At 71.7% G+C, this 22,064-nt stretch carries 22 protein-coding genes; 2 read left to right on the top strand and 20 right to left on the bottom strand.

What is annotated here, in order from left to right:
• Window positions 1–446 precede the first annotated feature (446 nt).
• Genes ACQSSQ_RS19140 through ACQSSQ_RS19155 form a run of 4 tightly spaced genes read right to left on the bottom strand, consistent with a single transcriptional unit; the run spans window position 447 to window position 4,510 of the window.
• Complete coding sequence (locus ACQSSQ_RS19140) at window positions 447–1,265, bottom strand: ABC transporter permease (RefSeq protein ID WP_431328718.1); 819 nt, start codon at window positions 1,263–1,265, stop codon at window positions 447–449.
• Window positions 1,262–2,206: an ABC transporter permease gene (locus ACQSSQ_RS19145; protein ID WP_431328719.1), complete on the bottom strand. Its 945-nt coding sequence runs from the start codon at window positions 2,204–2,206 to the stop codon at window positions 1,262–1,264. The genes ACQSSQ_RS19140 and ACQSSQ_RS19145 overlap by 4 nt, the downstream gene beginning before the upstream one ends.
• The gene (locus tag ACQSSQ_RS19150; protein WP_431328720.1) at window positions 2,206–3,369 is read right to left on the bottom strand and encodes an ABC transporter ATP-binding protein; all 1,164 of its coding nucleotides are present in this window, start codon (window positions 3,367–3,369) and stop codon (window positions 2,206–2,208) included. Before ACQSSQ_RS19150 ends, ACQSSQ_RS19145 begins: the two co-directional genes overlap by 1 nt.
• The gene (locus tag ACQSSQ_RS19155; protein ID WP_431328721.1) at window positions 3,353–4,510 is read right to left on the bottom strand and encodes a polyamine ABC transporter substrate-binding protein; all 1,158 of its coding nucleotides are present in this window, start codon (window positions 4,508–4,510) and stop codon (window positions 3,353–3,355) included. The genes ACQSSQ_RS19150 and ACQSSQ_RS19155 overlap by 17 nt, the downstream gene beginning before the upstream one ends.
• Before the next feature lie 245 nt (window positions 4,511–4,755).
• Here ACQSSQ_RS19155 and ACQSSQ_RS19160 point away from each other — a divergent pair, with 245 nt between their 5' ends.
• Complete coding sequence (locus ACQSSQ_RS19160) at window positions 4,756–5,229, top strand: Lrp/AsnC family transcriptional regulator (protein ID WP_431328722.1); 474 nt, start codon at window positions 4,756–4,758, stop codon at window positions 5,227–5,229.
• Window positions 5,230–5,233: 4 nt separating this feature from the next.
• On the opposite strand, the gene ACQSSQ_RS19165 is transcribed toward ACQSSQ_RS19160, so the two are convergent.
• From ACQSSQ_RS19165 to ACQSSQ_RS19215, 11 genes are all read right to left on the bottom strand, one after another.
• Entirely contained in the window at window positions 5,234–5,944 is a 711-nt protein-coding gene (locus ACQSSQ_RS19165) for an AMP-binding protein (protein WP_431328723.1), read from the bottom strand.
• Window positions 5,941–6,342 carry a thiol-disulfide oxidoreductase DCC family protein gene (locus ACQSSQ_RS19170; protein ID WP_431328724.1) on the bottom strand — a complete coding sequence of 134 codons (402 nt, stop codon included), beginning with the start codon at window positions 6,340–6,342 and terminating at the stop codon, window positions 5,941–5,943. Before ACQSSQ_RS19170 ends, ACQSSQ_RS19165 begins: the two co-directional genes overlap by 4 nt.
• Window positions 6,342–7,070: an enoyl-CoA hydratase gene (locus ACQSSQ_RS19175; RefSeq protein WP_431328725.1), complete on the bottom strand. Its 729-nt coding sequence runs from the start codon at window positions 7,068–7,070 to the stop codon at window positions 6,342–6,344. Before ACQSSQ_RS19175 ends, ACQSSQ_RS19170 begins: the two co-directional genes overlap by 1 nt.
• The gene (locus ACQSSQ_RS19180; protein ID WP_431328726.1) at window positions 7,067–7,930 is read right to left on the bottom strand and encodes an HAD family hydrolase; all 864 of its coding nucleotides are present in this window, start codon (window positions 7,928–7,930) and stop codon (window positions 7,067–7,069) included. Before ACQSSQ_RS19180 ends, ACQSSQ_RS19175 begins: the two co-directional genes overlap by 4 nt.
• Window positions 7,923–9,053 carry a dual-specificity RNA methyltransferase RlmN gene (gene rlmN / locus ACQSSQ_RS19185; protein ID WP_431328727.1) on the bottom strand — a complete coding sequence of 377 codons (1,131 nt, stop codon included), beginning with the start codon at window positions 9,051–9,053 and terminating at the stop codon, window positions 7,923–7,925. Before rlmN ends, ACQSSQ_RS19180 begins: the two co-directional genes overlap by 8 nt.
• A gap of 146 nt (window positions 9,054–9,199) precedes the next feature.
• Entirely contained in the window at window positions 9,200–10,042 is an 843-nt protein-coding gene (locus tag ACQSSQ_RS19190) for a phosphatidate cytidylyltransferase (protein WP_431328728.1), read from the bottom strand.
• Window positions 10,042–10,596 carry a ribosome recycling factor gene (gene frr, locus ACQSSQ_RS19195; protein WP_431328907.1) on the bottom strand — a complete coding sequence of 185 codons (555 nt, stop codon included), beginning with the start codon at window positions 10,594–10,596 and terminating at the stop codon, window positions 10,042–10,044. Before frr ends, ACQSSQ_RS19190 begins: the two co-directional genes overlap by 1 nt.
• A gap of 35 nt (window positions 10,597–10,631) precedes the next feature.
• Entirely contained in the window at window positions 10,632–11,381 is a 750-nt protein-coding gene (pyrH, locus tag ACQSSQ_RS19200; protein WP_431328908.1) for a UMP kinase, read from the bottom strand.
• 92 nt (window positions 11,382–11,473) lie between these two features.
• Window positions 11,474–12,298 carry a translation elongation factor Ts gene (gene tsf, locus ACQSSQ_RS19205; RefSeq protein ID WP_431328729.1) on the bottom strand — a complete coding sequence of 275 codons (825 nt, stop codon included), beginning with the start codon at window positions 12,296–12,298 and terminating at the stop codon, window positions 11,474–11,476.
• 127 nt (window positions 12,299–12,425) lie between these two features.
• Window positions 12,426–13,364 (bottom strand): 30S ribosomal protein S2, encoded by a 939-nt coding sequence (gene rpsB / locus ACQSSQ_RS19210; RefSeq protein ID WP_431328730.1) that lies wholly within the window; start codon window positions 13,362–13,364, stop codon window positions 12,426–12,428.
• 264 nt (window positions 13,365–13,628) lie between these two features.
• Window positions 13,629–14,165, bottom strand: a complete 537-nt coding sequence (locus tag ACQSSQ_RS19215) for a CAP domain-containing protein (protein WP_431328731.1) — start codon at window positions 14,163–14,165, stop codon at window positions 13,629–13,631.
• 122 nt (window positions 14,166–14,287) lie between these two features.
• Between ACQSSQ_RS19215 and ACQSSQ_RS19220 the strand changes: the two genes are divergently transcribed.
• Window positions 14,288–15,202, top strand: coding sequence for a peptidoglycan DD-metalloendopeptidase family protein (locus ACQSSQ_RS19220; RefSeq protein WP_431328732.1), 915 nt, complete (start codon window positions 14,288–14,290; stop codon window positions 15,200–15,202).
• 53 nt (window positions 15,203–15,255) lie between these two features.
• Here ACQSSQ_RS19220 and ACQSSQ_RS19225 read toward each other — a convergent pair whose 3' ends face one another.
• From ACQSSQ_RS19225 to ACQSSQ_RS19245, 5 genes are all read right to left on the bottom strand, one after another.
• Window positions 15,256–17,472: an NADP-dependent isocitrate dehydrogenase gene (locus ACQSSQ_RS19225; protein WP_431328733.1), complete on the bottom strand. Its 2,217-nt coding sequence runs from the start codon at window positions 17,470–17,472 to the stop codon at window positions 15,256–15,258.
• A gap of 220 nt (window positions 17,473–17,692) precedes the next feature.
• Window positions 17,693–18,637, bottom strand: a complete 945-nt coding sequence (locus ACQSSQ_RS19230; protein WP_431328734.1) for a tyrosine recombinase XerC — start codon at window positions 18,635–18,637, stop codon at window positions 17,693–17,695.
• Window positions 18,638–18,777: 140 nt separating this feature from the next.
• The gene (dprA, locus tag ACQSSQ_RS19235; RefSeq protein WP_431328735.1) at window positions 18,778–20,049 is read right to left on the bottom strand and encodes a DNA-processing protein DprA; all 1,272 of its coding nucleotides are present in this window, start codon (window positions 20,047–20,049) and stop codon (window positions 18,778–18,780) included.
• Window positions 20,046–21,614, bottom strand: a complete 1,569-nt coding sequence (locus ACQSSQ_RS19240; protein WP_431328736.1) for a YifB family Mg chelatase-like AAA ATPase — start codon at window positions 21,612–21,614, stop codon at window positions 20,046–20,048. The genes dprA and ACQSSQ_RS19240 overlap by 4 nt, the downstream gene beginning before the upstream one ends.
• Window positions 21,611–21,979, bottom strand: a complete 369-nt coding sequence (locus ACQSSQ_RS19245) for a YraN family protein (RefSeq protein ID WP_431328737.1) — start codon at window positions 21,977–21,979, stop codon at window positions 21,611–21,613. The genes ACQSSQ_RS19240 and ACQSSQ_RS19245 overlap by 4 nt, the downstream gene beginning before the upstream one ends.
• Between the last annotated feature and the right edge of the window lie 85 nt (window positions 21,980–22,064).

Genomic DNA, 22,064 nt, shown 5'->3' on the forward strand with positions numbered 1-22,064 from the left:
CTAGGGCCGCCCGCCGCTGGGGTACCCGAGCGAGACGTCACTGCCCCGAGGCTGTGCGGTAGGGGCAGACGGGTTCCGCTGGGGTACCCGAGCGGAGGGGTGCGCCCGTGCCGGCGGGACGAGGCCTCGTACGCCGCCCCGCCCCGCCGCGCGCGCCCTCGGCCGGCGGCGCTTGCCACGCTCGCCCCGCAAACACCGCCCATGCACCGCAGATCTGCGGTGCACCTGAGGCACTTGCGGTGCGGGCGCGGCAAACGCGGCGTACGGCGCCACGCGGCGACCTTGCGGTGGGTCGGGGCCCTTCGCACCGGTCGCCATCCCTGCCGCCGCTGGGGTACCCGAGCGGGACGCCACTGCCCCGAGTGTGTGCGGTGGGGGCAGACGGGTTCCGCTGGGGTACCCGAGCGGAGGCGGTGGGCGGGCCGGCGGCGCTTGTGAGTACGGCGCTAGGCCGCGACCTTGGACTGGCGGCGGCGCGCCACCTCGTTGCCCACGACGATCACGACCGCGATGAGGAACATCGCCGTGCCGATCACGTTCACCTGCATCGGGATGCCCCGCTGCGCGACACCCCAGACGTACATCGGGAACGTCACCGTCTGACCCGCGTTGAGGTTCGTGATGATGAAGTCGTCGAACGACAACGAGAAGCTCAGCAGGGCGGCGCCCATGATGCCGGGGAACACCAGCGGGAAGGTCACCCGCCAGAACGTCTGGTTCTCCGTCGCGTACAGGTCCATCGCGGCCTGCTCGAGGTTGTCGTCGAGCCCTGACAGCCGTGCTCGGACGGTGATGATGACGAACGAGAGGCAGAACGTGACGTGCGCGATGAAGATCGTCACGAAGCCCAGCTTGCCGCCGAACCCTGCCGACACGAACAGCGCCAGCATGGACGAGCCCAGCACGATCTCCGGCGCGGCCATCGGCAGGATGATCAGCGTGTTGAGCGGCCCGCGCCCGGCGAAGCGGTGCCGGACGAGCGCGAACGCCGCGAGCGTCCCGAGGATCGTCGCCACCAGCGTCGCCAGCAGGCCGATCTCGATGCTGCGGACCACCGACGAGCACATGCCCGACGGCTCGCACGGGTTGAGCCAGTTGTGCAGCGTGAACCCGTCGAACTTGTAGACGTTGCGCGACGACGGGTCGTTGAAGCTCATCAGCGCCACGATCGCGATCGGCACGAACATGTAGATCAGGACGAGGATCCCGAGGGCGAGGACGAGGTGCTCGCCGATCCAGCGGCCGAGCCTGTGGAGCGGGCTCATACGAGGTCCTCCGTCCCTGCGCGCCGGATGTAGAGCACGACGCCGATCGTGATCACGATCATCAGCGTCATCGACAACGCACCGGCGGCCGCGTAGTCGCCCTGGTTGGTGAACAGGTTCTGGATGATGTTGCCGATCATCCGCTGGTTCGGGCTGCCGAGGAGCTCGGAGTTGATGTAGTCACCGGCCGCCGGGATGAACGTCAGCAGCGTGCCGGCCACGACACCCGGCATGGACAGCGGCAGCGTGACCTTGAAGAACGCCCGCGCCGGCGACGCATACAGGTCTCCGGCGGCCTCGACGAGCCGGTGGTCGATCTTGTCGAGGCTGGCGAACAGCGGCAGCACCATGAAGGGCAGGAAGTTGTACGTCAGGCCCGCGACCACCGCGAACGGCGTCGCCAGGAGCCGCCCGTCGGCGCCGAGGATGTTGACCGCCTGGAGCGTGTTCACGATCCAGCCGTCGTCGGCGAGGATGAGCTTCCACGACAGCGTCCGGATGAGGAAGCTGGTGAAGAACGGTGCGATGACCAGCACCAGCATGAGGTTCTTCCAGCGGCCGGCCTTGAACGCGATCGCGTACGCCAGCACGTAGCCGAGGAAGAGGCACGCGACGGTGGCCAGCGCGGCGTACCAGAACGACCGCAGCAGTGGCTGCCAGTACTTCTGGATCACGTCGACGTAGTTGGCGAAGTGCCACGTCATGTCGTACCCGGTGAGGTTCGAGCCCTCCGGGTCGTACAGGCTCATCGCGATCAGCGAGTAGAACGGGATGAGGAAGAACAGCGCGAGCCACAGCGCCGACGGCAGCATCAGCCAGTAGCCGGTGAAGCGCCCGCTGCGTCGCCGCGCGGCCGCGCCGGACTCCCCCGACTCGTCCCCCGACGGGCCGAGGCCCACGGCCTCCGGCTCGACGACCGCCTCTTGCGGTTGGTGGGTCATCACTCGTCCCCGTCCTCGACGCCCGCCATCGCGTCCTGGCTCGCGTCGAGGAGGAACGCGTACTCGGGCCGCCACGAGAGGTCGACCGGCGTGCCGACCGCGAAGATCGGCCGCCGTCCGGTGTTCTGCTCGAACACCATGAGCTCCTGGCCCCACGGCATGCGGACGAGGTACTGCGTGCTGACGCCGACGAAGCTCACGTCGGTGACCACTCCGCCCTCGAACCGGTTGCCCGGCGCGTCGATCTCCCCGCCGACCTCGGCGATCATGACCTTCTCCGGGCGTACGCCGACCCAGCCCTTGCCACCCTCGGAGTGGCAGCGTCCGGTCGGGATCGAGACGGTCGTGCCCTGGACCGACACCTTCACGACGTCACCGTCGGGTCCGAGGATGTCGCCCGCGAGCAGGTTGGACTGGCCCAGGAAGTTGGCGACGAACGTCGTCTCGGGGTTGTCGTACAGCGCGGCAGGGGCGCCCATCTGCTCGATCACTCCGCCGTTCATCACCGCGACCGTGTCGGCCATGGTCATGGCCTCCTCTTGGTCGTGGGTGACGTGGACGAAGGTCAGGCCGACCTCGGTCTGGATCCGCTTGAGCTCGATCTGCATCCCGCGGCGCAGCTTGAGGTCGAGCGCGCCGAGCGGCTCGTCGAGGAGCAGCACCTCAGGGCTGTTGATGAGCGCACGCGCGAGCGCGACACGCTGCTGCTGGCCGCCGGAGAGCTGGAACGGCTTCTTCTGGCCCTGCCCGCCGAGCTCGACCAGGTCGAGCATCTCGGCGACCTTGGCCTTGGTGTCCTTGACGCCCCGACGCTTGAGCCCGAACGCCACGTTCTCGGCGATGTCGAGGTGCGGGAAGAGCGCGTAGCTCTGGAAGACGGTGTTGACCGGCCGCTTGTACGGCTTGTCGTACGTGATCTCGCGATCGCCCAGCGAGATCGTGCCCGACGTCGGCGTGTCCAGCCCCGCCACCATGCGCAGGGTCGTGGTCTTGCCGCACCCGGACGGGCCGAGCAGGGCGAAGAAGGAGCCCTGCGGGACGACCAGGTCGAGGGAGCGTACGGCGGTGAACGCGCCGTACGACTTCGTGACGGCCGAGAGCCGCAGGTCGCGACCCGTCGACGCCTGGTCGCGCGTGGTCGTGTCGTCAGCCACCAGTGACATCGGCAAAGTCTCCTTCGTACTCGCGCATCTTGAACTCTTCGAGGGCCATGAACGAGTGCGTCATGGCCAGGGTCTCGTCGTCGGGGAAGATCAGCGGGTCGGCCGCCAGCTCGGGGTCGATCTTCTCCATCTCGGCCTGCGCTCCGACCACAGGGCAGATGTAGTTCACCCACGCCGCGAGCTTCGCCGCGACGTCGGGCCGGTAGTAGTAGTCGATCCACTTCTCGGCGTTGGCGACGTGCTCGGCCTGGTTGGGGACGAGCATGTTGTCGGCCCAGATCATCAGGCCCTCTTCCGGCACGACGAACTCGATGTTGGGGTCGGCCGCGGCCAGGATGTCGCCCGACCACGCCTCGCACGCGACGATGTTGCCCGCCGCAAGGTCCTGGACGTACTCGTTGCCGGTGAACGCCCGGATCTGCCCGGCGTCGGAGGCACGGCGCAGGTCGTCCATCGCCGTCTGCCACTGGTCGTCGGTGAAGTCGGCCGGGTCGGCGCCGTTCTTCAGCAGCAGGAAGCCCATCGTGTCGCGCATCTCGGTCAGCAGCGTCACGCGGCCCTTGAGGTCGGGCCGCGTCAGCAGGTCCGTGAAGGAGCCGACCTCGTCCACCTTGGACTTGTTGTACGCGATGCCCGTCAGGCCGGCCTGCCACGGCGCGGAGAACTCGCGCTTGGGATCCCACGAGAGCCCCTGCAGCGACGAGATGAGGTTGTTGTGCAGGTTCGGGACCTTCGCCGCGTCCAGCGGCTGGATCCAACCCATCTGGATCATCCGCGCCGCCGCCCAGTCCGTGAGCATGAACATGTCGCGGTTGACCGGCTCGCAGGCGCCGAGCTGGTTGACGACCTTCGCGAAGAACTCGTTGTTGTCGTTGACGTCGGCGGTGTAGTCGACCTGGATCCCGAACTCCTTCTGGAACTCGTCCATGGTCGTCACGTAGCCCTCGTCCGGCTGGTCGATGTACTCCGGCCAGTTGGAGACGATCAGCCGACCGTCCGAGCTGCGGTCCGTCGCCGCGCAGTTCGCCGGGTCCTGCCGGCGGTCGGGCGTCCCGAAGAGCGGGAGCACGGCGGCGCTCCCTGCCAGGAAGGCCGCCCCTCCCACCCCCCGGAGCATCGTCCGGCGACTGATCTGCCTCACCACGATCTCTTCACCACCGTGTGCGACCTCATTCCGTACGAGGCGCCTCGCGGGCGCCCTGGTCGGCGTTCGACTTGCGGAATCCTCACACGGGGTTGGCAGCCCAGACAAGGGATTCCGTATCTTGTTTACGCTCTCGCAACGAATTCAGGAAGTGAAACTCCCAAATCCGGTCCGAAACCGTGAATACTCACCTCGTGGCATCGAACAGGCACGAGACCCCCGGCTCCGGCAGGATTGAGCGCATGACCGAGCGCAAGACCACCAACGGCGTCATCCTCGACGAGGTCTCCAAGCGCATCATCGCCGAGCTCCAGGTCGACGGACGACGGTCGTACGCGGCGATCGGCAAGGCGGTCGGGCTCTCGGAGGCGGCCGTCCGCCAGCGGGTCCAGAAGCTCACCGACGCCGGCGTGATCCAGATCGTCGCGGTCACCGACCCGCTCGAGCTCGGCTTCGCCCGGCAGGCGATGGTGGGGATCGGGGTCGACGGCGACGTGTTCGCGGTGACCGACGCGCTCGCGGCGATCCCCGAGCTCGACTACCTCGTGATCACGACGGGGCGGTTCGACGTGCTGGCAGAGATCGTGTGCGAGAGCGACGACGACCTGCTCGACGTCATCACGAGCAAGATCCGCGCGATCCCGGCCGTGACCCAGACGGAGACGTTCGTGTACCTCCGGTTGCGCAAGCAGACCTACGCCTGGGGCGTGCAGTAACCCCTCAGCCGTCGAGCGCGACCCCGCCCGCGCCGAGGGACGCGACCAGGTCCCGTACGAGCTCGCCGGTCCAGGCAGCACCCTCCGCACCGTCGAGCGCCCCGGCCGGCGGCGTACCGGCGACACCGTCGTGGTCGTGGGATGCGTACGTGGCGCCCGCCGGGGCGACGACGAACGGCGTCCCGGCGACGACGGGCTGAACCGCCGCGGGGTCCGTGCCCCCGGCCTTGAGCGCCGGCGCCCAGGCGACGTCCCGCGTCTCCAGCAGCGTCCACTCCCCCGGCCGGACTACCACGATCGCGCGCGGCCGCTGCGGGTCGAGCGCGTCGACGGCAGCCGCGACCGACTCCATCTGGACGCCGTCTGCGACGACCAGCGCGGGGTCGCTGGTGCTGACGAGCCCCGCCGGGTCTCCCCCGACCCACGGCGTGGCCCCGATCCGAGCCGTTGCGAGCAGCGCGACCACCGTCTCCGTGGACACCGGCGCCGTCACGGCCACGGCGTCGCCCGGGCGGACGCCGAGCGCGCGGAGCAGCCCGCCGAACGCGGCGACCTGCTCGAGGAGGACCGCGTACGACAGCGCACCGTCCGAGCCCGACACCGCCGTCGCGTCCGCACGGCCCAGGACGACCGGCCGGTCCAGGAGGTCGTAGACGGCGTTGAGCGTGCCAGGCGCCCCATCGCTCGGTCGGGTGAACCAGGTGGGCTCGGTCATCGCACGCCTCCGCCCGCCGAGCCCTGCGGAGTCGCCGGCGGCAGCGCGCACTGCGGGGTGCCGCCGGGGAGCTGGTGACGGTGCGCCGCGATCCACCGGTACGCCGGCCACGCCAGCGCGGTGGCCACCCGGGTCGCGAGGATCCGGCCGACGACGGGCCACGGCGGGCGAGCCGTCCGCAGGTAGGCGGCGACCGCCTCCGGGCCGGCAGCGTGGTCGGGCCCGACCCACTGGACCGCCGTCGAGCACTCCTCGACGGTCAGTCCGAGCGCGCCGAGGTCCGCGTGCTGCCACGCCACGACCTGCGCCCGCGAGGACGGGGCCCAGCGCTGCAGCCAGCGCGCGGAGGTCGAGCAGAACGCGCAGTCTCCGTCGAAGACGAGCACCTGGGCCGGCATCAGGCCCCCCGGAACACCGGAGCGCGCTTCTCGGTGCGGGCGAGGGCGGCCTCACGGACATCCTCGCTGCCCCAGCAGGCCTCCCAGCCCTTCGCGATCCGCGCGTCGGTCGCGGGGTCGGAGGGGTCCGCGTTGAGCACGAGCTTGTTGTAGGCGAGCGTCAGCGGCGCGAACCCGGCGATCTCCTGGGCCCACGCGTTCGCCGCAGCCGTGTCGCCGAGGCGGTCGACGAGCCCGCGGGCGTACGCAGTCTCGGCGTCGAGCATGTCTGCTCCGAGCATCAGCGCCTTCGCGGTGCCCGCACCGGCCACCGCCGCCAGCGTACGGATCGTCCACGCGTCGACGGCCATGCCGTTGCGCGCGGTCGGCACGCCGAACTTCGCCGTCGGTGCGGCCACCCGGAGGTCGCACGCGAGCGCCAGCTGTGTGCCGGCGCCGATCGCCGGTCCGTTGACGGCCGCGACCACCGGGATCTCGACCTCGGTCATCGCGCGCAGCATCGCGTAGAGGGCCTCGATGAACGCATCGCCGTACACGCCCGTCAGGTCCGCGCCCGCGCAGAAGCTGGTGCCCTCCCCGGTGACGACGACCGCACGCGAGCCGTCCGCTGCCGCACCCACGACCACCTCACGGATCTCGACGCAGGTGTCGAGGTCGAGGGCGTTGCGGCGCTCGGGCCGCCGCAGCTCGACGGTCGTCACGGCGCCGTCGCGGGTCACGCTGATCACGGGTGCTCCTGTCGGTCGAGGGGACGAGGCTGGGCGATCCGGTCCAGGATGGCAGCCACGCCGTCCTCGTCGTTGGTCGGCACCACCTCGTGGACCGACCCGAGCACGTCGCGGTGGGCGTTCGCCACGGCGAACGATCGCGCCGCCCAGCGGAGCATCGGGAGGTCGTTGGGCATGTCGCCGACGGCCCACACCCGGTCCTGCGCGATGCCGTTCTCGGCGCACCACGCGGCCAGACCGCTCGCCTTGGTGACGCCCGGCGCCGTGATCTCAGCCAGGCCGACGGCGCCGGAGAAGCCGAGCTCGGCGCGCCCCTCCAGCACGGCGGCGACCTGGGCGTGGAACTCGTCGGGGTCGCTGCCGTCCAGGCGGGCGAGCAGCTTGCCGGCGGGCGCGGAGGCGATCGCGTCCCAGTCGTCGAGGTTGTGCGCCTCGGGCGCCTCCCGGCGGTACGCGAAGCGTTCCTCGCGCCGCATCCCGTCCGCGCGCTCGACCGCGAAGGCGATGCCGGGCAGGGCCTCGCGCAGCAGTGTCCCGAGCTCGCGCAGCACGTCCGGGGCGATGGTGCCGCGGTCGGTGACGGTCCGGCTCGCGACGTGGTAGACGAAGGCACCGTTGGCGCTCAGCGCCACTCCCCCGGTCGCGTCGCCGACCGCGTCGGCCAGCACGTCCAGCCAGCGGGGCGGCCGCGCGGTGACGAAGACCGTCGGCACCCCCGCCTCCTCGGCGCGCCGGATCGCCTCGCGGGTGCGCGGCGACAGCGTCCCGTCCGAGCGCAGCAGCGTGCCGTCGAGATCGGTCGCCAGCAGCGACGGCACCCGCACCGGCGGCGGACCGCCGGCCGGCCCGTGATCAGGCATCGGCCGCCGCGAGCTGGCCGCAGGCGCCGTCGATCTCCTGGCCGCGCGTGTCACGCACCGTGGTCGGGATTCCCTTGGCCTCGAGCCGCCGGACGAACTCGCGCTCGTCCGCGGGGTCGGACGCCGTCCAGATCGAGCCCGGCGTGGGGTTGAGCGGGATCAGGTTGACGTGCACCCAGCCCCAGTCGCCGTACGACCGCAGCAGGTCGCCGAGCATGTCCGCGCGCCACGCCTGGTCGTTGATGTCCTTGATCAGCGCGTACTCGATGGACACGCGACGCTTCGTCGTACGGGCGTACTCCCACGCGGCCTCGACCGCCTCCGCGACCTTGAAGCGCGTGTTGATCGGGACGAGGTCGTCGCGCAGCTCGTCGTCGGGTGCGTGCAGCGACAGCGCGAGCGTGACGGGGATGCCCTCCGTGGTCAGCTGCTTGATCCGCGGGACCAGGCCGACGGTGCTCACGGTGATGTTGCGGGCCGACATCCCGAGCCCCTCGGGGCCGTCGTCGACCATCCGGCGGACGGCTCCGATCACGGCCTTGTAGTTGGCCATCGGCTCGCCCATACCCATGAACACGACGTTGGAGAGCCGGCCGGGTCCGCCAGGCACCTCGCCGCGCGCCATCGCCCGGGCTCCGTCGACGACCTGCTCGATGATCTCGCCCGTCGACATGTTGCGCTGCAGCCCGCCCTGTCCGGTCGCGCAGAACGGGCACGCCATGCCGCAGCCGGCCTGGCTCGACACGCAGATCGTCGCGCGATCGGGGTAGCGCATGAGCACCGACTCGACGAGCGCGCCGTCGAAGAGCTTCCAGAGCGTCTTGCGGGTCGTGCCGCGGTCGGCCTCGAGCGTGCGGACGGGGGTGATCAGCTGCGGCATCAGACCGGCGACGAGCTGGTCGCGGATGCCTGCGGGAAGATCCGTCATCTCCGCCGGGTCGGACACGAGACGCGTGAAGTAGTGCGTCGAGAGCTGCTTGGCGCGGTAACCGGGAAGCCCGAGAGCCTCGACCGCCTCCTTGCGTGCGGCGAGGTCGAGGTCGGCCAGGTGGCGCGGCGGCTTGCCCCGCCCCTTGGGCTGCTCGAAGACGAGCGGGAGCGGGTTCGGGTTCACGTGAGACATGTCGGTCTCATTCTCCCATCACGAGCCAACCGCGCGCGCCGTCCCCCGCCGCCCCGTCCCCGTTGTGAAGGGTTGGACGGGGTTCTGGAGCGGAGATTCCGACCGGAACCCTGCACAACGGGGACGGAGCGGACGCGAGGGCAGCGTCAGGAGACGGGGACGAGGAAGTGCAGCACGAGCCAGCAGACCGGGGCGACCGCGAGGAGCGAGTCGAGGCGGTCCATGAGGCCGCCGTGGCCCGGCAGCAGGTCGCTCATGTCCTTGATGCCGACGTCCCGCTTGATCATCGACTCGGAGAGGTCACCGAGCGTCGCCATCGCGACCGCGACCAGGCCGAGCAGCACGCCGACCCACCAGCGACCCTCGAGCAGGAAGACGACGCACAGGACACCGGCGAGGACGCACCCCACGACCGAGCCGCCGAAGCCCTCCCAGGACTTCTTCGGGCTGATCGTCGGCGCCATCGGGTGCTTGCCGAGCTTGTAGCCGGCGGCGTAGCCGAAGATGTCGGACGCGATCGTGACCACGATGAAGGTGACGATCCGCCAGGCGCCGTCCTCCTCGGCCGTCATCAGGACGACGAACGACCCCAGCACCGGGACGTACCCGAAGATGAAGACCGCCGCGGACGCGTCGCGCACGAAGCCCTCGGCCCCCTGCGGCATCCGGTAGACGAAGACCCCCAGGACCGTGAGCGCCGCGCCGATCGCGACCGCCTCGGTGCCGCCGACGTACGCCGAGGCGAGCGTTGCGAGACCGCCCGCCATCAGCGGGGGCAACGGCACGGCGATGCCGGCCTTCGCCAGCGCGCCGCACAGCTCCCAGATCGCCACCGCCGCCGCCGCGAGCACGACGACGACGAAGAGGGCCTTGACGAAGAACAGCGAGAGGACGACGGCGGCGCCGAGGCCGACTCCGACACCGATCGCGGCAGGAAGATTGCGCCCGCCGCGCTGCCGGGGCGCTGCGGGGACCTCAGATGCGCTCATCAGACCTCGAGCAGCTCCTGCTCCTTGTTCTTGACGAGCTCGTCGATGTGGTCGACGTGCTTCTTGGTGAGTCCGTCGAGGCGCTTCTCGGCTCCGGTCACGTCGTCCTTGCCGACCTCGCCGTCCTTCTCAGCCTTGTCCATCGCCTGCTTCGCGGAGCGGCGGATGTTGCGAACCGCGACGCGGCCCTCCTCCGCCTTGGACTTGGCGAGCTTGATGTACTCCTTGCGACGCTCCTCGGTCAGCTGCGGCAGCACCAGCCGCAGGACCTTGCCGTCGTCGGTCGGGTTGACACCCAGGTCGGAGTCGCGGATGGCCTTCTCGATGGCGCTCTTGGCGCCCAGGTCGTACGGGCTCACGATGACGACCCGCGGCTCGGGGATCTGGAACCCGGCGAGCTGCTGGATCGGCGTGGGGGTGCCGTAGTAGTCGGCCGTGATCTTCGCGAACATCGCGGGGTGCGCACGCCCGGTGCGGATCGCGGCGAACTCCTCGCGCGCGTGCTCGACGGCCTTCTCCATCTTGGAGTCGGCGTCGCGCAGGGTCTCGTCAATCACTGGCCTGCTCCTTCGTTGAGGTCTCTGGTCGGTCAGTCTGCGAAGACCAGCGTGCCGATCTTCTCACCTCTCAGGACCGAGGAGATGTTGCCCTCTCCCTCGATCCCGAAGACGCGCATCGGCAGCTTGTTCTCCATCAGCAGCGCGAACGCGGTCGCGTCGGCGACCCGCAGGCCGCGCTGCAGCGCCTCGGCGTACGAGATGGAGTCGATCTTGGTGGCGCTGGCGTCCTTGTGCGGGTCTGCGGTGTAGACGCCGTCCACGCCGTTCTTGCCCATGAGGACCTCGTCGGCACGGACCTCGAGCGCCCGCTGGGCGGAGACCGTGTCGGTGGAGAAGTAGGGCATGCCGGCGCCGGCGCCGAAGATGACGACCCGGCCCTTCTCCAGGTGGCGGATCGCGCGGCGCGGGATGTAGGGCTCGGCGACCTGGCCCATCGTGATCGCGGTCTGGACGCGGGTGTCGATGTCCTGCTTCTCCAGGAAGTCCTGCAGGGCGAGGCAGTTCATGACGATGCCGAGCATCCCCATGTAGTCGGCGCGCGCCCGGTCCATCCCCCGCTGCTGCAGCTCGGCGCCGCGGAAGAAGTTGCCGCCACCGATGACGATGGCGATCTCGACGCCCGCTGCGACGCCCTCGGCGATCTGGCGGGCGATCGTGTTGACGACGTCCGGGTCGACGCCCAGGCTGCCGCCGCCGAACGCCTCGCCGGACAGCTTGAGGAGCACCCGGCGAGGACGCTCGGCCGACGCACCGCGCTCCGCGAGCGCCTCGGACGGCACGGAGGCCGGCGGGTCGACTGTCTCGTTCTGGTCCACCACACCGGCCTCCGTATCGCGCGTCGTCGTCAGATCATCCTCGCAAATCGAGGGCGTCAGGCGCCGATCTCGATGTGCGCGAAGCGCGTCACCGTGAGGCCGGCCTCGTCGAGGACCTGCTTCACGGACTTCTTCTGCTCGGTGACCGACGGCTGGTCGAGCAGGACGAAGTCCTTGTAGAACGCGTTGACCTTGCCCTCGACGATCTTGCTGATCGCCTGCTCGGGCTTGCCCTCCTCGCGGGCCGCGGCCTCGGCGATCTCGCGCTCCTTGGCCACGACGTCGGCCGGGACCTCGTCGCGCGTCAGGAAGCGGGGACGCATCGCGGCGACCTGCATGGCCACGCTGCGCGCGACCTCCTCCTCGCCGTCGCCCTCGTACTCGATGAGCACGCCGACGGCCGGCGGCAGGTCGCTCGCACGGCGGTGCAGGTAGGTCGCGACCCGACCGGTGCCCTCGAGCACCTGGACGCGGCCGAGCTCCAGCTTCTCGCCGATGATGGCCGCGAGGCCCGAGATCTTCTCGGCGACGGTCTTGCCGTCACCGGCGTCGGTGGCCGCGAAGGCAGCGGCGTCGGCCGGCTTCGTACGGTCGGCCAGCTCGGCGAGCTCCTCGGCCAGGGCGACGAACTGGTCGTTCTTGGCGACGAAGTCCGTCTCGGCGTTCAGCTCGACGATCGCGTTGCCCGACGCGGCGACGAGGCCGGCGGTGGCCTCGCGCTCCGAGCCGCGCTTCTCGGCCTTCGCCTGACCGTGGACCCGCAGGATCTCGACGGCCTTGTCGTAGTCGCCCTCGGCCTCGGTGAGCGCCTTCTTGGCGTCCATCATGCCCGCGCCCGTGGCGTCGCGGAGCTTCTTCACCTCTGCTGCGGTGATTGCCATCTGTGTCTCTTCTCGTCCGTATCCGTGTCCGGTCGAGCCGGACGGTTGATGCTGGTCGGGCGGGGTCGCGACGCGGGTGCGTCCCGTCCCCGCCGACCGGTGTGCGGGTGACCTGTCGCCGGGGCGATCAGGCGTCGGCGGGCTTCTCCTCGGCGGAGCCGGTCTCGGCGAGGTTCTCCTCGGCCGCGGCGGTCTCCTCGACGACCTCGGCCGGGGTGTCGTCGGCGCTGGCCGACGACTGGACCTCGGCCTCGGCGGCCTCGGTGGTGACGGGGTCGGTGCCCTGGGCGAGCTCGCGCTCCCACTCCGCCAGCGGCTCGCCGGCGGCGACGGTGCCCGCAGCCTCGGGCGCCTCGGCGCTCTCGTCCTTGCCGGCGCCGCGCGAGATCAGGCCCTCGCCCACCGCGTCGGCGACGACGCGGGTGAGGAGCGTGACCGAGCGGATCGCGTCGTCGTTGCCCGGGATCGGGTAGTCGACGTCGTCGGGGTCGCAGTTGGTGTCGAGGATCGCGACGACCGGGATGCCCAGCTTCTTGGCCTCGTCGACCGCCAGGTGCTCCTTCTTGGTGTCGATGACCCACAGCGCCGACGGCGTACGGCTCATGTCGCGGATGCCGCCCAGGGTGCGGTCGAGCTTGTCGTGCTCGCGCTTGAGCTGCAGGAGCTCCTTCTTGGTGCGGCCCGAGCCGGCGACGTCGTCGAAGTCGACCTCGTCGAGCTCCTTGAGGCGCTTGATCCGCTCGTGGACGGTCGAGAAGTTGGTGAGCATGCCGCCCAGCCAGCGGTGGTTCACGTACGGCATGCCGACGCGGGTCGCCTGCTCGGTGATGGCCTCCTGCGCCTGGCGCTTCGTACCGACGAAGAGCACCGTGCCACCGCGGGCGACGGTCGTCTTGACGAAGTCGTACGCGCGGTCGATGTAGGCCAGCGACTGCTGCAGGTCGATGATGTAGATGCCGTTGCGCTCGGTGAGGATGAAGCGCTTCATCTTGGGGTTCCAGCGGCGGGTCTGGTGCCCGAAGTGGACACCGCTCTCGAGCAGCTGGCGCATGGACACGACGGCCATGACGTTCCTCTTTCGTACGAGGGCGCACGGGTGCACCCGATCCTGGTTGACGTGCCGGCGGCGCCGACACCCTGGCGCCCTTGCGCGGACCGCCTCCCCGTGTGGAGAGGACCAGGGCCGCGCATCCCGGCGGGGCCGGGCGAAGAGCGCGCGAAGTCACCCGTCGCGCCGCTGGCTCCCGTTGAGGGGGTCAGAAGACGGTCGAGGTGCTCCTCTCAGTCTAGGCCACCCGCCCCAGCGGGCGAAATCCCGGCCCGGCCGTCCTCAGCGGCGGTAGGCGAAGACCTGGCTCACCCACACGACGCCGTCGCCGTCGCGACGGACGCCGCCGCCGATCCGCCGGTAGCGCGGCTCGAGGATGTTGGCCCGGTGCCCCGGCGAGTCCATCCACGCCCGGACGACGGAGATCGGCCAGCGGTAGCCGTACGCGATGTTCTCCCCCACCTTCCAACCCCCGCAGCTGCGCAGGACCGGCCGCAAGTTCTGGTGCGTCAGGCGGCCGGTGCGCGCGATCCGGTTGGCGCTGCGCTGCGCGAAGCGGTCGAGGCACGCCGAGCGGGTCAGGCGCCGCAGGTCGTGGGCCGCTCGCGCGCGGTTGGTGTGGCGGACGACACGACGCTCGTAGACGACGGGCCCGGGCGGGACCGACGCTCTCGCGGCGGTCAGGGCCGGTGCGGCGGTCAGGGCCGGTGCGGCGGTCCTTCCCGTGGCGGGCGAAGCTCCCTGCGCCGGGACGATCGCCGCCCCCGGGGCCAGCAGGAGCGCTGCGGTCAGAAGCACGACAGGACCGATCTTTCTCATGGGTTCTCCCACTCCCCCGCGAGCGGACCCTCGGTCGTCCCCAGGTCCCCGCCCGACGTGTTTGTCCCCAGATGTTCGACTCGCCCCCACGCTAGCCGCGTCGCCCGCGATTGCATCTCCAGATGACTTCCGGTCGGCTCGTGCTCCTCCTGCTCCTGCTGCTCCCGTCGGCCGCCTCCCCCGTGGTGGCCGACGACGTCTCATGGGTGTGGCCGCTGGATCCCCGGCCCGCCGTCGTCCGGGCGTACGAGGAGCCCGCAGGCCCGTACGCCGCCGGCCACCGCGGCCTCGACGTGGCCGGCAGTGCCGGGGCGCCGGTGCGGGCGGTCGACGACGGGGTGGTCGCGTTCGCCGGCCGGGTGGCCGGAGTGGAGGTGGTCAGCGTCGACCACGGGGGTGTCCGCTCGACCTACCAGCCCGTCGGCGCGCTGGTGAGGAGCGGAGACGCGGTACGCCGCGGCGCGATCCTCGGGCGGCTGCTGCTCGCGGGGAGCCACTGCCACCCACGCGCGTGCCTGCACCTCGGACGGCGCCACGGGACGGCGTACGCCGACCCGCTCGCGCTGCTCGACCGCGCGGCGGCGGTGCGGCTCGTGACCCCGTACGGCCCTCCGCCGGTCCCACCGCCCGATCCGGCGCCCGTCCTCGGCGGGCCCGGGAGCCTCGCTCCTCCCGTCGACGGCCCCGTCAGCTCGCCGTTCGGGATGCGGGTCCATCCGGTGACGGGTCAGCTGGGGCTGCACGACGGCACCGACTTCGCCGTGCCGTGCGGCACCCCCGTCCGGTCGGCGGCCGACGGACGGGTGGTCGGCGTCGACTACGACCCGGTGTACGGCAACCGGGTGGTGGTGGACCACGGCGGGGGGCTCACCACCCGCTACAACCACCTGACCCGCGCCGACGTCGCGACCGGCGACCGCGTGGGAGTGGGCGACGTGGTCGGCGCCGTCGGGTCGACGGGGCTGTCGACCGGCTGCCACCTCCATTTCATGGTGCTCGACGGCGACCGCCCGGTGGACCCGATGGGCCTGCTGTGAACGACGACGAGGCCCGCCGGGGTCTCCCCGACGGGCCTCGTGCGCGGTCCGACTCAGCCGAGCGAGGCGACCGCGTCGTTGAGCGTCTTCGACGGGCGCATCACCTGCGAGGCGAGCGCGTCGTCCGGACGGTAGTAGCCACCGATCTCGACCGGGGAGCCCTGGACGCCGATCAGCTCGTCGTTGATCGTCTGCTCCTGGGTGCTCAGGGTCTCGGCGAGCGGGCCGAACGTCGCGGCGAGCGCGGCGTCCTCGGTCTGCTTCGCCAGCTCCTGCGCCCAGTAGAGCGCCAGGTAGAAGTGGCTGCCGCGGTTGTCGATGCCACCGACGCGACGGCTCGGCGACTTGTTCTCGTCGAGGAACGTCGCGGTGGCGCGGTCGAGGGTGTCGGCGAGCACCTGGGCCTGGGCGTTGCCGGTCACCTGGGCGAGGTGCTCGAAGCTGACCGCCAGCGCGAGGAACTCTCCGAGGCTGTCCCAGCGGAGGTAGTTCTCCTTGACCAGCTGCTGGACGTGCTTCGGTGCCGAGCCGCCGGCGCCGGTCTCGAAGAGGCCGCCGCCGTTGATCAGCGGGACGACGGACAGCATCTTGGCGCTGGTGCCGAGCTCGAGGATCGGGAAGAGGTCGGTCAGGTAGTCGCGCAGGACGTTGCCCGTGACCGAGATCGTGTCCTCGCCCTTGCGGATGCGGTCGAGCGAGAACTTCGTGGCGTCGGCCGGGCTCAGGATCTCGATCTGCAGACCCTCGGTGTCGTGCTCCGGCAGGTAGGCCTTGACCTTCGCGATCAGGTTGCGGTCGTGGGCCCGCGACTCGTCGAGCCAGAAGACCGCCGGCGAGCCGGTGGCGCGGGCGCGCGTCACGGCGAGCTTGACCCAGTCGCGGATCGGGACGTCCTTGGTCTGGCACGCACGCCAGATGTCGCCCTTGCGGACCTGGTGCTCCAGGAGCACGTCACCAGCCGTGTTGACCACGCGCACGGTGCCGTCGACCGGGATCTCGAACGTCTTGTCGTGGCTGCCGTACTCCTCGGCCTTCTGCGCCATCAGACCGACGTTGGGCACCGAGCCCATCGTCGACGGGTCGAACGCGCCGTTGGCGCGGCAGTCGTCGATGACGGTCTGGTAGACCGACGCGTACGAGCTGTCCGGGATGGTCGCGATCGTGTCGGCCTCGACACCGTCAGGACCCCACATGTGGCCCGAGGTGCGGATCATGGCCGGCATCGACGCGTCGACGATCACGTCGCTCGGGACGTGGAGGTTGGTGATCCCGCGGTCGGAGTCGACCATCGCGAGGGCCGGGCCGGCCGCGATCGCGGCGTCGATGGCCGCCTTGATCTCGTCGCCGCCCTCGAGGGCGTCCAGGCCGCCGAGGATCGCGCCGAGGCCGTCGTTGGGGCTCAGGCCGGCCGCCGCCAGCTTCTCGCCGTAGGCGTCGAAGACCGGACGGAGGAACGTCTTGACGACGTGGCCGAAGATGATCGGGTCCGAGACCTTCATCATCGTGGCCTTGAGGTGGACGCTGAAGAGGACGCCCTCGCGCTCGGCACGCGCGATGGCGTCGGCGAGGAAGGCCTGCAGCGCGGCGACGTCCATGTAGGTCGCGTCGACGACCTCACCGGCGAGCACCGGCACCGCGTCGCGCAGCACCGTCGTCGCGCCGTCGGCGGTGACGAGCTCGATGCGCAGGGTGTCGTCGGCCTCGATGACCACCGACTGCTCGTTGGAGCGGAAGTCGTGCTCGCCCATCGTGGCGACGTCGGTCTTCGAGTCAGAGGACCAGGCACCCATCGAGTGCGGGTGCTTGCGGGCGTACTGCTTGACCGACGCGGGCGCGCGGCGGTCGGAGTTGCCCTCACGGAGCACCGGGTTGACGGCACTGCCCTTGACCTTGTCGTAGCGCGCGCGGACGTCGCGCTCGTCGTCGGTCGATGGCTCGTCCGGGTAGTCCGGGAGCGCGTAGCCCTGCGCCTGCAGCTCGGCGATCGCCGCCTTGAGCTGGGGCACCGAGGCGCTGATGTTGGGGAGCTTGATGATGTTGGCCTCGGGGCGCTTGGCGAGCTCGCCCAGCTCAGCCAGGGCGTCATCCACCCGCTGCTCCGGCGAGAGGCGGTCCGGGAACTGCGCGAGGATGCGGCCCGAGAGCGAGATGTCCCGGGTCTCGACCGTGACGCCGGCCTGTGCCGCGTAGGCCTGGATGATCGGGAGGAACGAGTACGTCGCGAGCAGCGGCGCTTCGTCCGTGTGCGTGTAGATGACCTTCGAGTCCAACTCCGAGGCTCCGTTCCTGCGTTCGACCATCCCGCTTCCCAGGATGGTTCGGCGTGCTGGGGTCTTGTCCTACAGCCGTGCTCCACGGCACGGGACGGGGACGCACCAGATGCTGGTCGTCCGCCCTGAGGTCAGGCGCTCCGTAGAGGAAGCCTACTTCGTCACGCCTATCGGACCGGACGCGGGCGGAGCCCAAGGGCACCCGGGATCGGGTGCCCCGTCACGCGCGCGGGTGTGCCTGGGCGTACGCGCTGCGCAGGCGCTCGGAGCTCACGTGGGTGTAGAGCTGGGTGGTCGCGAGCGACGCGTGCCCGAGGAGCTCCTGGACGCTGCGGAGGTCGGCACCACCCTCGAGGAGGTGCGTCGCGGCGGTGTGGCGGAGGCCGTGCGGCCCGAGGTCGGGCGCGTCGTCGACCTCCGCGAGCCGGGCGTGGACCATACGCCGGACGGTGCGCGGATCGACCCGTCCACCGCGTCGCCCCAGGAACAGGGCGGGTCCGCTGCCCGCCACGACCAGCACGGGCCGGACGGCCATCCACCGGTCGATCGCTCGCGCGGCCGGGCGCCCGAACGGCACGCTCCGCTCCTTGTCGCCCTTGCCGATGACGCGCACGACGTCGCGGGACCGGTCGACGTCGTCGACGTCGAGCCCGCAGAGCTCCCCGACGCGGATGCCGGTCGCGTAGAGCAGCTCGAGCACCGCCACGTCTCGGACCGCCACCGGGTCGCTCGAGGCTCCGTCGGCGGCCGAACCGGTCGCGGCCTCCGACGCTGCGTCCAGCAGTGCCCGCACCTCGTCCTGGCGCAGGACGCCCGGGAGCTCGCGATGGCGCTTCGGGTTGGCCAGGAGCGCCCCGGCGTCGTGGTCTGCCCGCCCGGTGCGCACCATCCACGCGGTGAACCTCCGGACGGCCGCGGCCCGGCGTGCCAAGGTGCTCCGCGCCCGCCCGCGGACCTGCTGGGCCGCGAGGTAGCTGCGCAGCGACCGCAGCTCGAGCGCAGACGGGTCGTGGACGCCCAGGGCCTCCGCATGCTCGGCGAGCAGCTCGAGGTCGCCGCCGTAGGCGCGCACCGTGTGCTCGCTCAGGCCGCGCTCGGACCGCAGGTGGCGCGCGTACGCCTCGAGGGCGTCGGACCAGGCCGGGCTGCGGTCGCTCGAGGTCATGCCCCGAGTCTGGCGCCGGCGCCGGTGGTGACCAAGCGGGCACGCCGTCGCCGGACCGGCGCGGACCAGCGCCGGTCCGACCCGAACCGGCGCCGACAGGCTCGGACGCCAGGATCGATCCACCGGGTCGCACGGCCGGGTCACGACACCGGCGCACCGTCGCCGGTGGCGTCCGGATGCTCTGCGGCCGGCTCCGGACGCCCCACCGCCGCCCCTGTCCGCTGCACGGCAGCAGCCGGGGCGGCGAGGTCCGCCCGTCGTACGAGGTGCCAGCCCTGGCCCGACATCCGGACGAAGCCGGCGCGCTCCAGCTCGTCCAGCGCGGCGTCCGTCGCCTCGGCGGCGAGCCCGGCGTGCCAGGCGATCTCGTCGGTCGTGCGCGGCCCCTGGGCAGGCAGCGCCTCGATCACCGCACGCGACGCCGGGTCGAGACCGTCCCACACGGTCGGCGGCGCCGACGGCGGGCTGGCGTCCCGGCGACCGAGGACGTCGAGGTCCTCGAGCACCTCCGCACCGTTGGTCACCAGGACCGCGCGACCCTGCCGGATCGCGTGGTGGACGCCGACGGAGGACTGGCTGACGACCGGGCCGGGAACGGCCATGACGAGACGTCCGAGCTCGTTGGCCCAGCTGAGCGTGTTGAGGGCGCCGCTGCGCCGGGCGGCCTCGACCACGACGGTGCCTTGGCTCAGCCCGGCGATGATCCGGTTGCGGGTGAGGAAGCGCGCCCGGGTGGGCGTCGTGCCCGGCGGGTGCTCGCTGACGACGAGCCCATTCTCGGCGATCGCGTGCAGCAACCCGGCGTGCGCGCGGGGGTAGTCGACGTCGACGCCGCAGGCCAGCACGGCGATCGTCGGTCCCCCGAGCGCCAGCGCGCCCCGGTGGGCCGCGGCGTCGATGCCGAACGCGGCCCCGCTCACCACCGTCGTGCCGGCGTCGACGAGGTCGGCCGCGAGGTCACTGGCCACGTCGCAGCCGTACGTCGTCGCGTCCCGCGCGCCGACGACCGCGGCCGATCGTGCGGTCAGGGCCGCGAGGCCACCGCGTCCTCGGACCCACAGCCCGAGCGGCCTCCCTGCGACTCCGGACACGGCCTCCACCTGGTCGAGGTCGTCGAGCTGTTCCGGCCACGACGGATCCCCGGGACAGATCCACCGCAGCCTCGCGCCACGCGCCGCCGACACCACCGCGTCGAGGCGCGCGTCGAGGCCCGCCGCCCGCGCTCGCCATCCCTCGGGCAACGCGGCGTCGGCGCTCACCACCGCTCGCGCCAGCTCGACGGCCGTGCGCTCGGCGAGGGCGGCGCCCAGGCGCGGATCACCTGGCTCGACGACGAGGCTCAGCGCCAGCCGTGCCCGCCGGTCGTCACGCCGAGCGCGCCGCCCGTCACTCCCCTGGGCCGACGCAGTCATGCCGTCACCCGCGGCCACAACGCCCCGACCTCCTGGGTGTCGAGCCTGAGCGCCCGGGCGGTCGCGAGGTCGTCGGCGTCCGGTGCGGGGCGCCCTCTGAGGTCGGCCACCGTCCACGCGACCCGGAGCAGCCGGTCGGCGGTCCGCGCGTTGACCTTGCCGGACCTGACCAGCCGGTCGACCGCGAGGACCACGCGGTGCGGCGTGCCGAGGTCACCGCGCAAGACCGCGCCGGGGACGGCAGCGTTGGTCCGCCACGACGTGCCCTCGAGGCGCCGACGCTGGCGCTCCCGGGCGAGCGCCACCCGCTCGGCGACGACGCGGGAGGGCTCGGGCTTCTCAGCGCCGGGCCCGTAGTGCCGGGAGGCCACCGGCCCGACCTCGCGCTGGAGGTCGATGCGGTCGCGTATCGGAGCCGACAGGCGCTCTCGGTAGCGTCGCTTCACCAGGGTCGTGCACTCGCACCGCTCGCCCGACCGCCGGCCGCACGGGCACGGGTTGGCGGCGAGCACGAGCAGGAACCGCGCCGGGAACTCGGCGGTCTGCGCCGCTCGCGCCACCGTCACGCGCCCGCTCTCGAGGGGCTGACGCAGTCCGTCGATCACGTCGCGACGGAACTCGGGTGCCTCGTCCAGGAAGAGCACGCCGTGGTGCGCGAGCGACATCGCGCCTGGCCGGACGCTGCGGCTGCCTCCGCCGACGAGGGCCGCGGCCGATGCCGTGTGGTGCGGATCGACGAACGGAGGCCGGCGCAGGAGTGGCGCGTCCGGCGAGACCATCCCGGCGACGGAGTAGATCGCGCTCGTCTCCATCGCCTGCTCGTCGTCGAGATCGGGCAGCAGCGACGGCAGCCGCTGCGCGAGCATCGTCTTGCCCACCCCGGGCGGACCCGAGAGCAGCAGGTGATGACCACCGGCGGCCGCCACGAGGAGGGCCGCCCGTGCGTCGTCCTGACCGGCGACGTCGGTGAGGTCCAGGTCCGCGAACCGGTCGGTGCCCGCCACGGTGTCGCCGACGAGTGCCTCGACGGGGGGATCGTCGGGCGGGTCCTCGCCCCGCAGCACGGCGGCCGCCTGCCGGAGCGAGCGCACCCCGAGCACCTGGGCTCCCTCGACGACGGACGCCTCGGTGGCGTTCGGCTCCGGCACGATCACGAGGGTGCATCCCGCGGCGACGGCCGCGGCCGTCGCCGGGAGGACCCCTGCCGTGGCCCGGAGCCGGCCGTCGAGCCCGAGCTCCCCGAGGACCGCCGCGCAGGACAGCCGCTCCTGCGGGACGAGGCCCTGGCTGGCGAGGACGGCGAGCGCGATGCCGAGGTCGAAGTGGGATCCCGCCTTCGGGAGCCAGGCGGGCGACAGGTTGATCGTCACCTTGGTGTCGGGCCACGAGAACCGGCTGTTCGCGATCGCGGCACGGCAACGGTCACGGGCCTCGGCCAGCGACGCGTCGGGCAGACCGACCAGGGTCGTCCGCGGCAGGCCGGGGCTCACGTCGGCCTCGATGTCGATCACGCGACCCCGCATCCCCTCCAAGGACACCGACCTGGTCCGGCCCAGCCCGATCACGCGGCACCCACCACGTGGGTCACCGTGGCGGCCCCGCGAGCCGGGACGAGCACCGCGACGACGTCGATGCGCACCAGGCCGGCGTGCGGGCGGTGCTCGGCGAGATAGAGGCCGGCGAGCCGGCGCAGGCGTGCGGCCTTCTGCGGGGTCACCGCCTCCGACGGGGTCCCGTAGGCCGTGGTGCGCCGGGTCTTGACCTCGCAGAACACCAGTGCGTCGGCGTCCTGCGCGACGATGTCGATCTCTCCCCACCGGCACCGCCAGTTGCGGTCGAGGACCTGCATGCCCTGGGCACGCAGGTAGTCCGCGGCCACGTTCTCCCCGTGCACGCCCACCGCGCGCCGTTGCTCGTACGTCGAAGCCATGTCGCCACCTCCGGGGAGAAGGTGGCGTCCGCGGACCGCGTCGGGACACGCGGCCGTCCGAGCTGGGGACGAGCCGGCCTGCGTC

This window comes from Mumia spirodelae (genome assembly GCF_050632745.1).
Lineage (GTDB): Bacteria > Actinomycetota > Actinomycetes > Propionibacteriales > Nocardioidaceae > Mumia.

Coding starts and splice junctions, on each gene's coding strand:
- ACQSSQ_RS19230 (WP_431328734.1), bottom strand. CDS start 18,637: ATGACCTCGAGCGACCGCAGCCCGGCCTGGTCCGACGCCCTCGAGGCG.
- ACQSSQ_RS19215 (WP_431328731.1), bottom strand. CDS start 14,165: ATGAGAAAGATCGGTCCTGTCGTGCTTCTGACCGCAGCGCTCCTGCTG.
- ACQSSQ_RS19140 (WP_431328718.1), bottom strand. CDS start 1,265: ATGAGCCCGCTCCACAGGCTCGGCCGCTGGATCGGCGAGCACCTCGTC.
- rlmN (WP_431328727.1), bottom strand. CDS start 9,053: ATGTCTCACGTGAACCCGAACCCGCTCCCGCTCGTCTTCGAGCAGCCC.
- tsf (WP_431328729.1), bottom strand. CDS start 12,298: ATGGCAATCACCGCAGCAGAGGTGAAGAAGCTCCGCGACGCCACGGGC.
- ACQSSQ_RS19160 (WP_431328722.1), top strand. CDS start 4,756: ATGACCGAGCGCAAGACCACCAACGGCGTCATCCTCGACGAGGTCTCC.
- ACQSSQ_RS19180 (WP_431328726.1), bottom strand. CDS start 7,930: ATGCCTGATCACGGGCCGGCCGGCGGTCCGCCGCCGGTGCGGGTGCCG.
- ACQSSQ_RS19165 (WP_431328723.1), bottom strand. CDS start 5,944: ATGACCGAGCCCACCTGGTTCACCCGACCGAGCGATGGGGCGCCTGGC.
- ACQSSQ_RS19150 (WP_431328720.1), bottom strand. CDS start 3,369: ATGTCACTGGTGGCTGACGACACGACCACGCGCGACCAGGCGTCGACG.
- ACQSSQ_RS19245 (WP_431328737.1), bottom strand. CDS start 21,979: ATGGCTTCGACGTACGAGCAACGGCGCGCGGTGGGCGTGCACGGGGAG.
- rpsB (WP_431328730.1), bottom strand. CDS start 13,364: ATGGCCGTCGTGTCCATGCGCCAGCTGCTCGAGAGCGGTGTCCACTTC.
- ACQSSQ_RS19190 (WP_431328728.1), bottom strand. CDS start 10,042: ATGAGCGCATCTGAGGTCCCCGCAGCGCCCCGGCAGCGCGGCGGGCGC.
- ACQSSQ_RS19220 (WP_431328732.1), top strand. CDS start 14,288: ATGACTTCCGGTCGGCTCGTGCTCCTCCTGCTCCTGCTGCTCCCGTCG.
- ACQSSQ_RS19145 (WP_431328719.1), bottom strand. CDS start 2,206: ATGACCCACCAACCGCAAGAGGCGGTCGTCGAGCCGGAGGCCGTGGGC.
- ACQSSQ_RS19170 (WP_431328724.1), bottom strand. CDS start 6,342: ATGCCGGCCCAGGTGCTCGTCTTCGACGGAGACTGCGCGTTCTGCTCG.
- dprA (WP_431328735.1), bottom strand. CDS start 20,049: ATGACTGCGTCGGCCCAGGGGAGTGACGGGCGGCGCGCTCGGCGTGAC.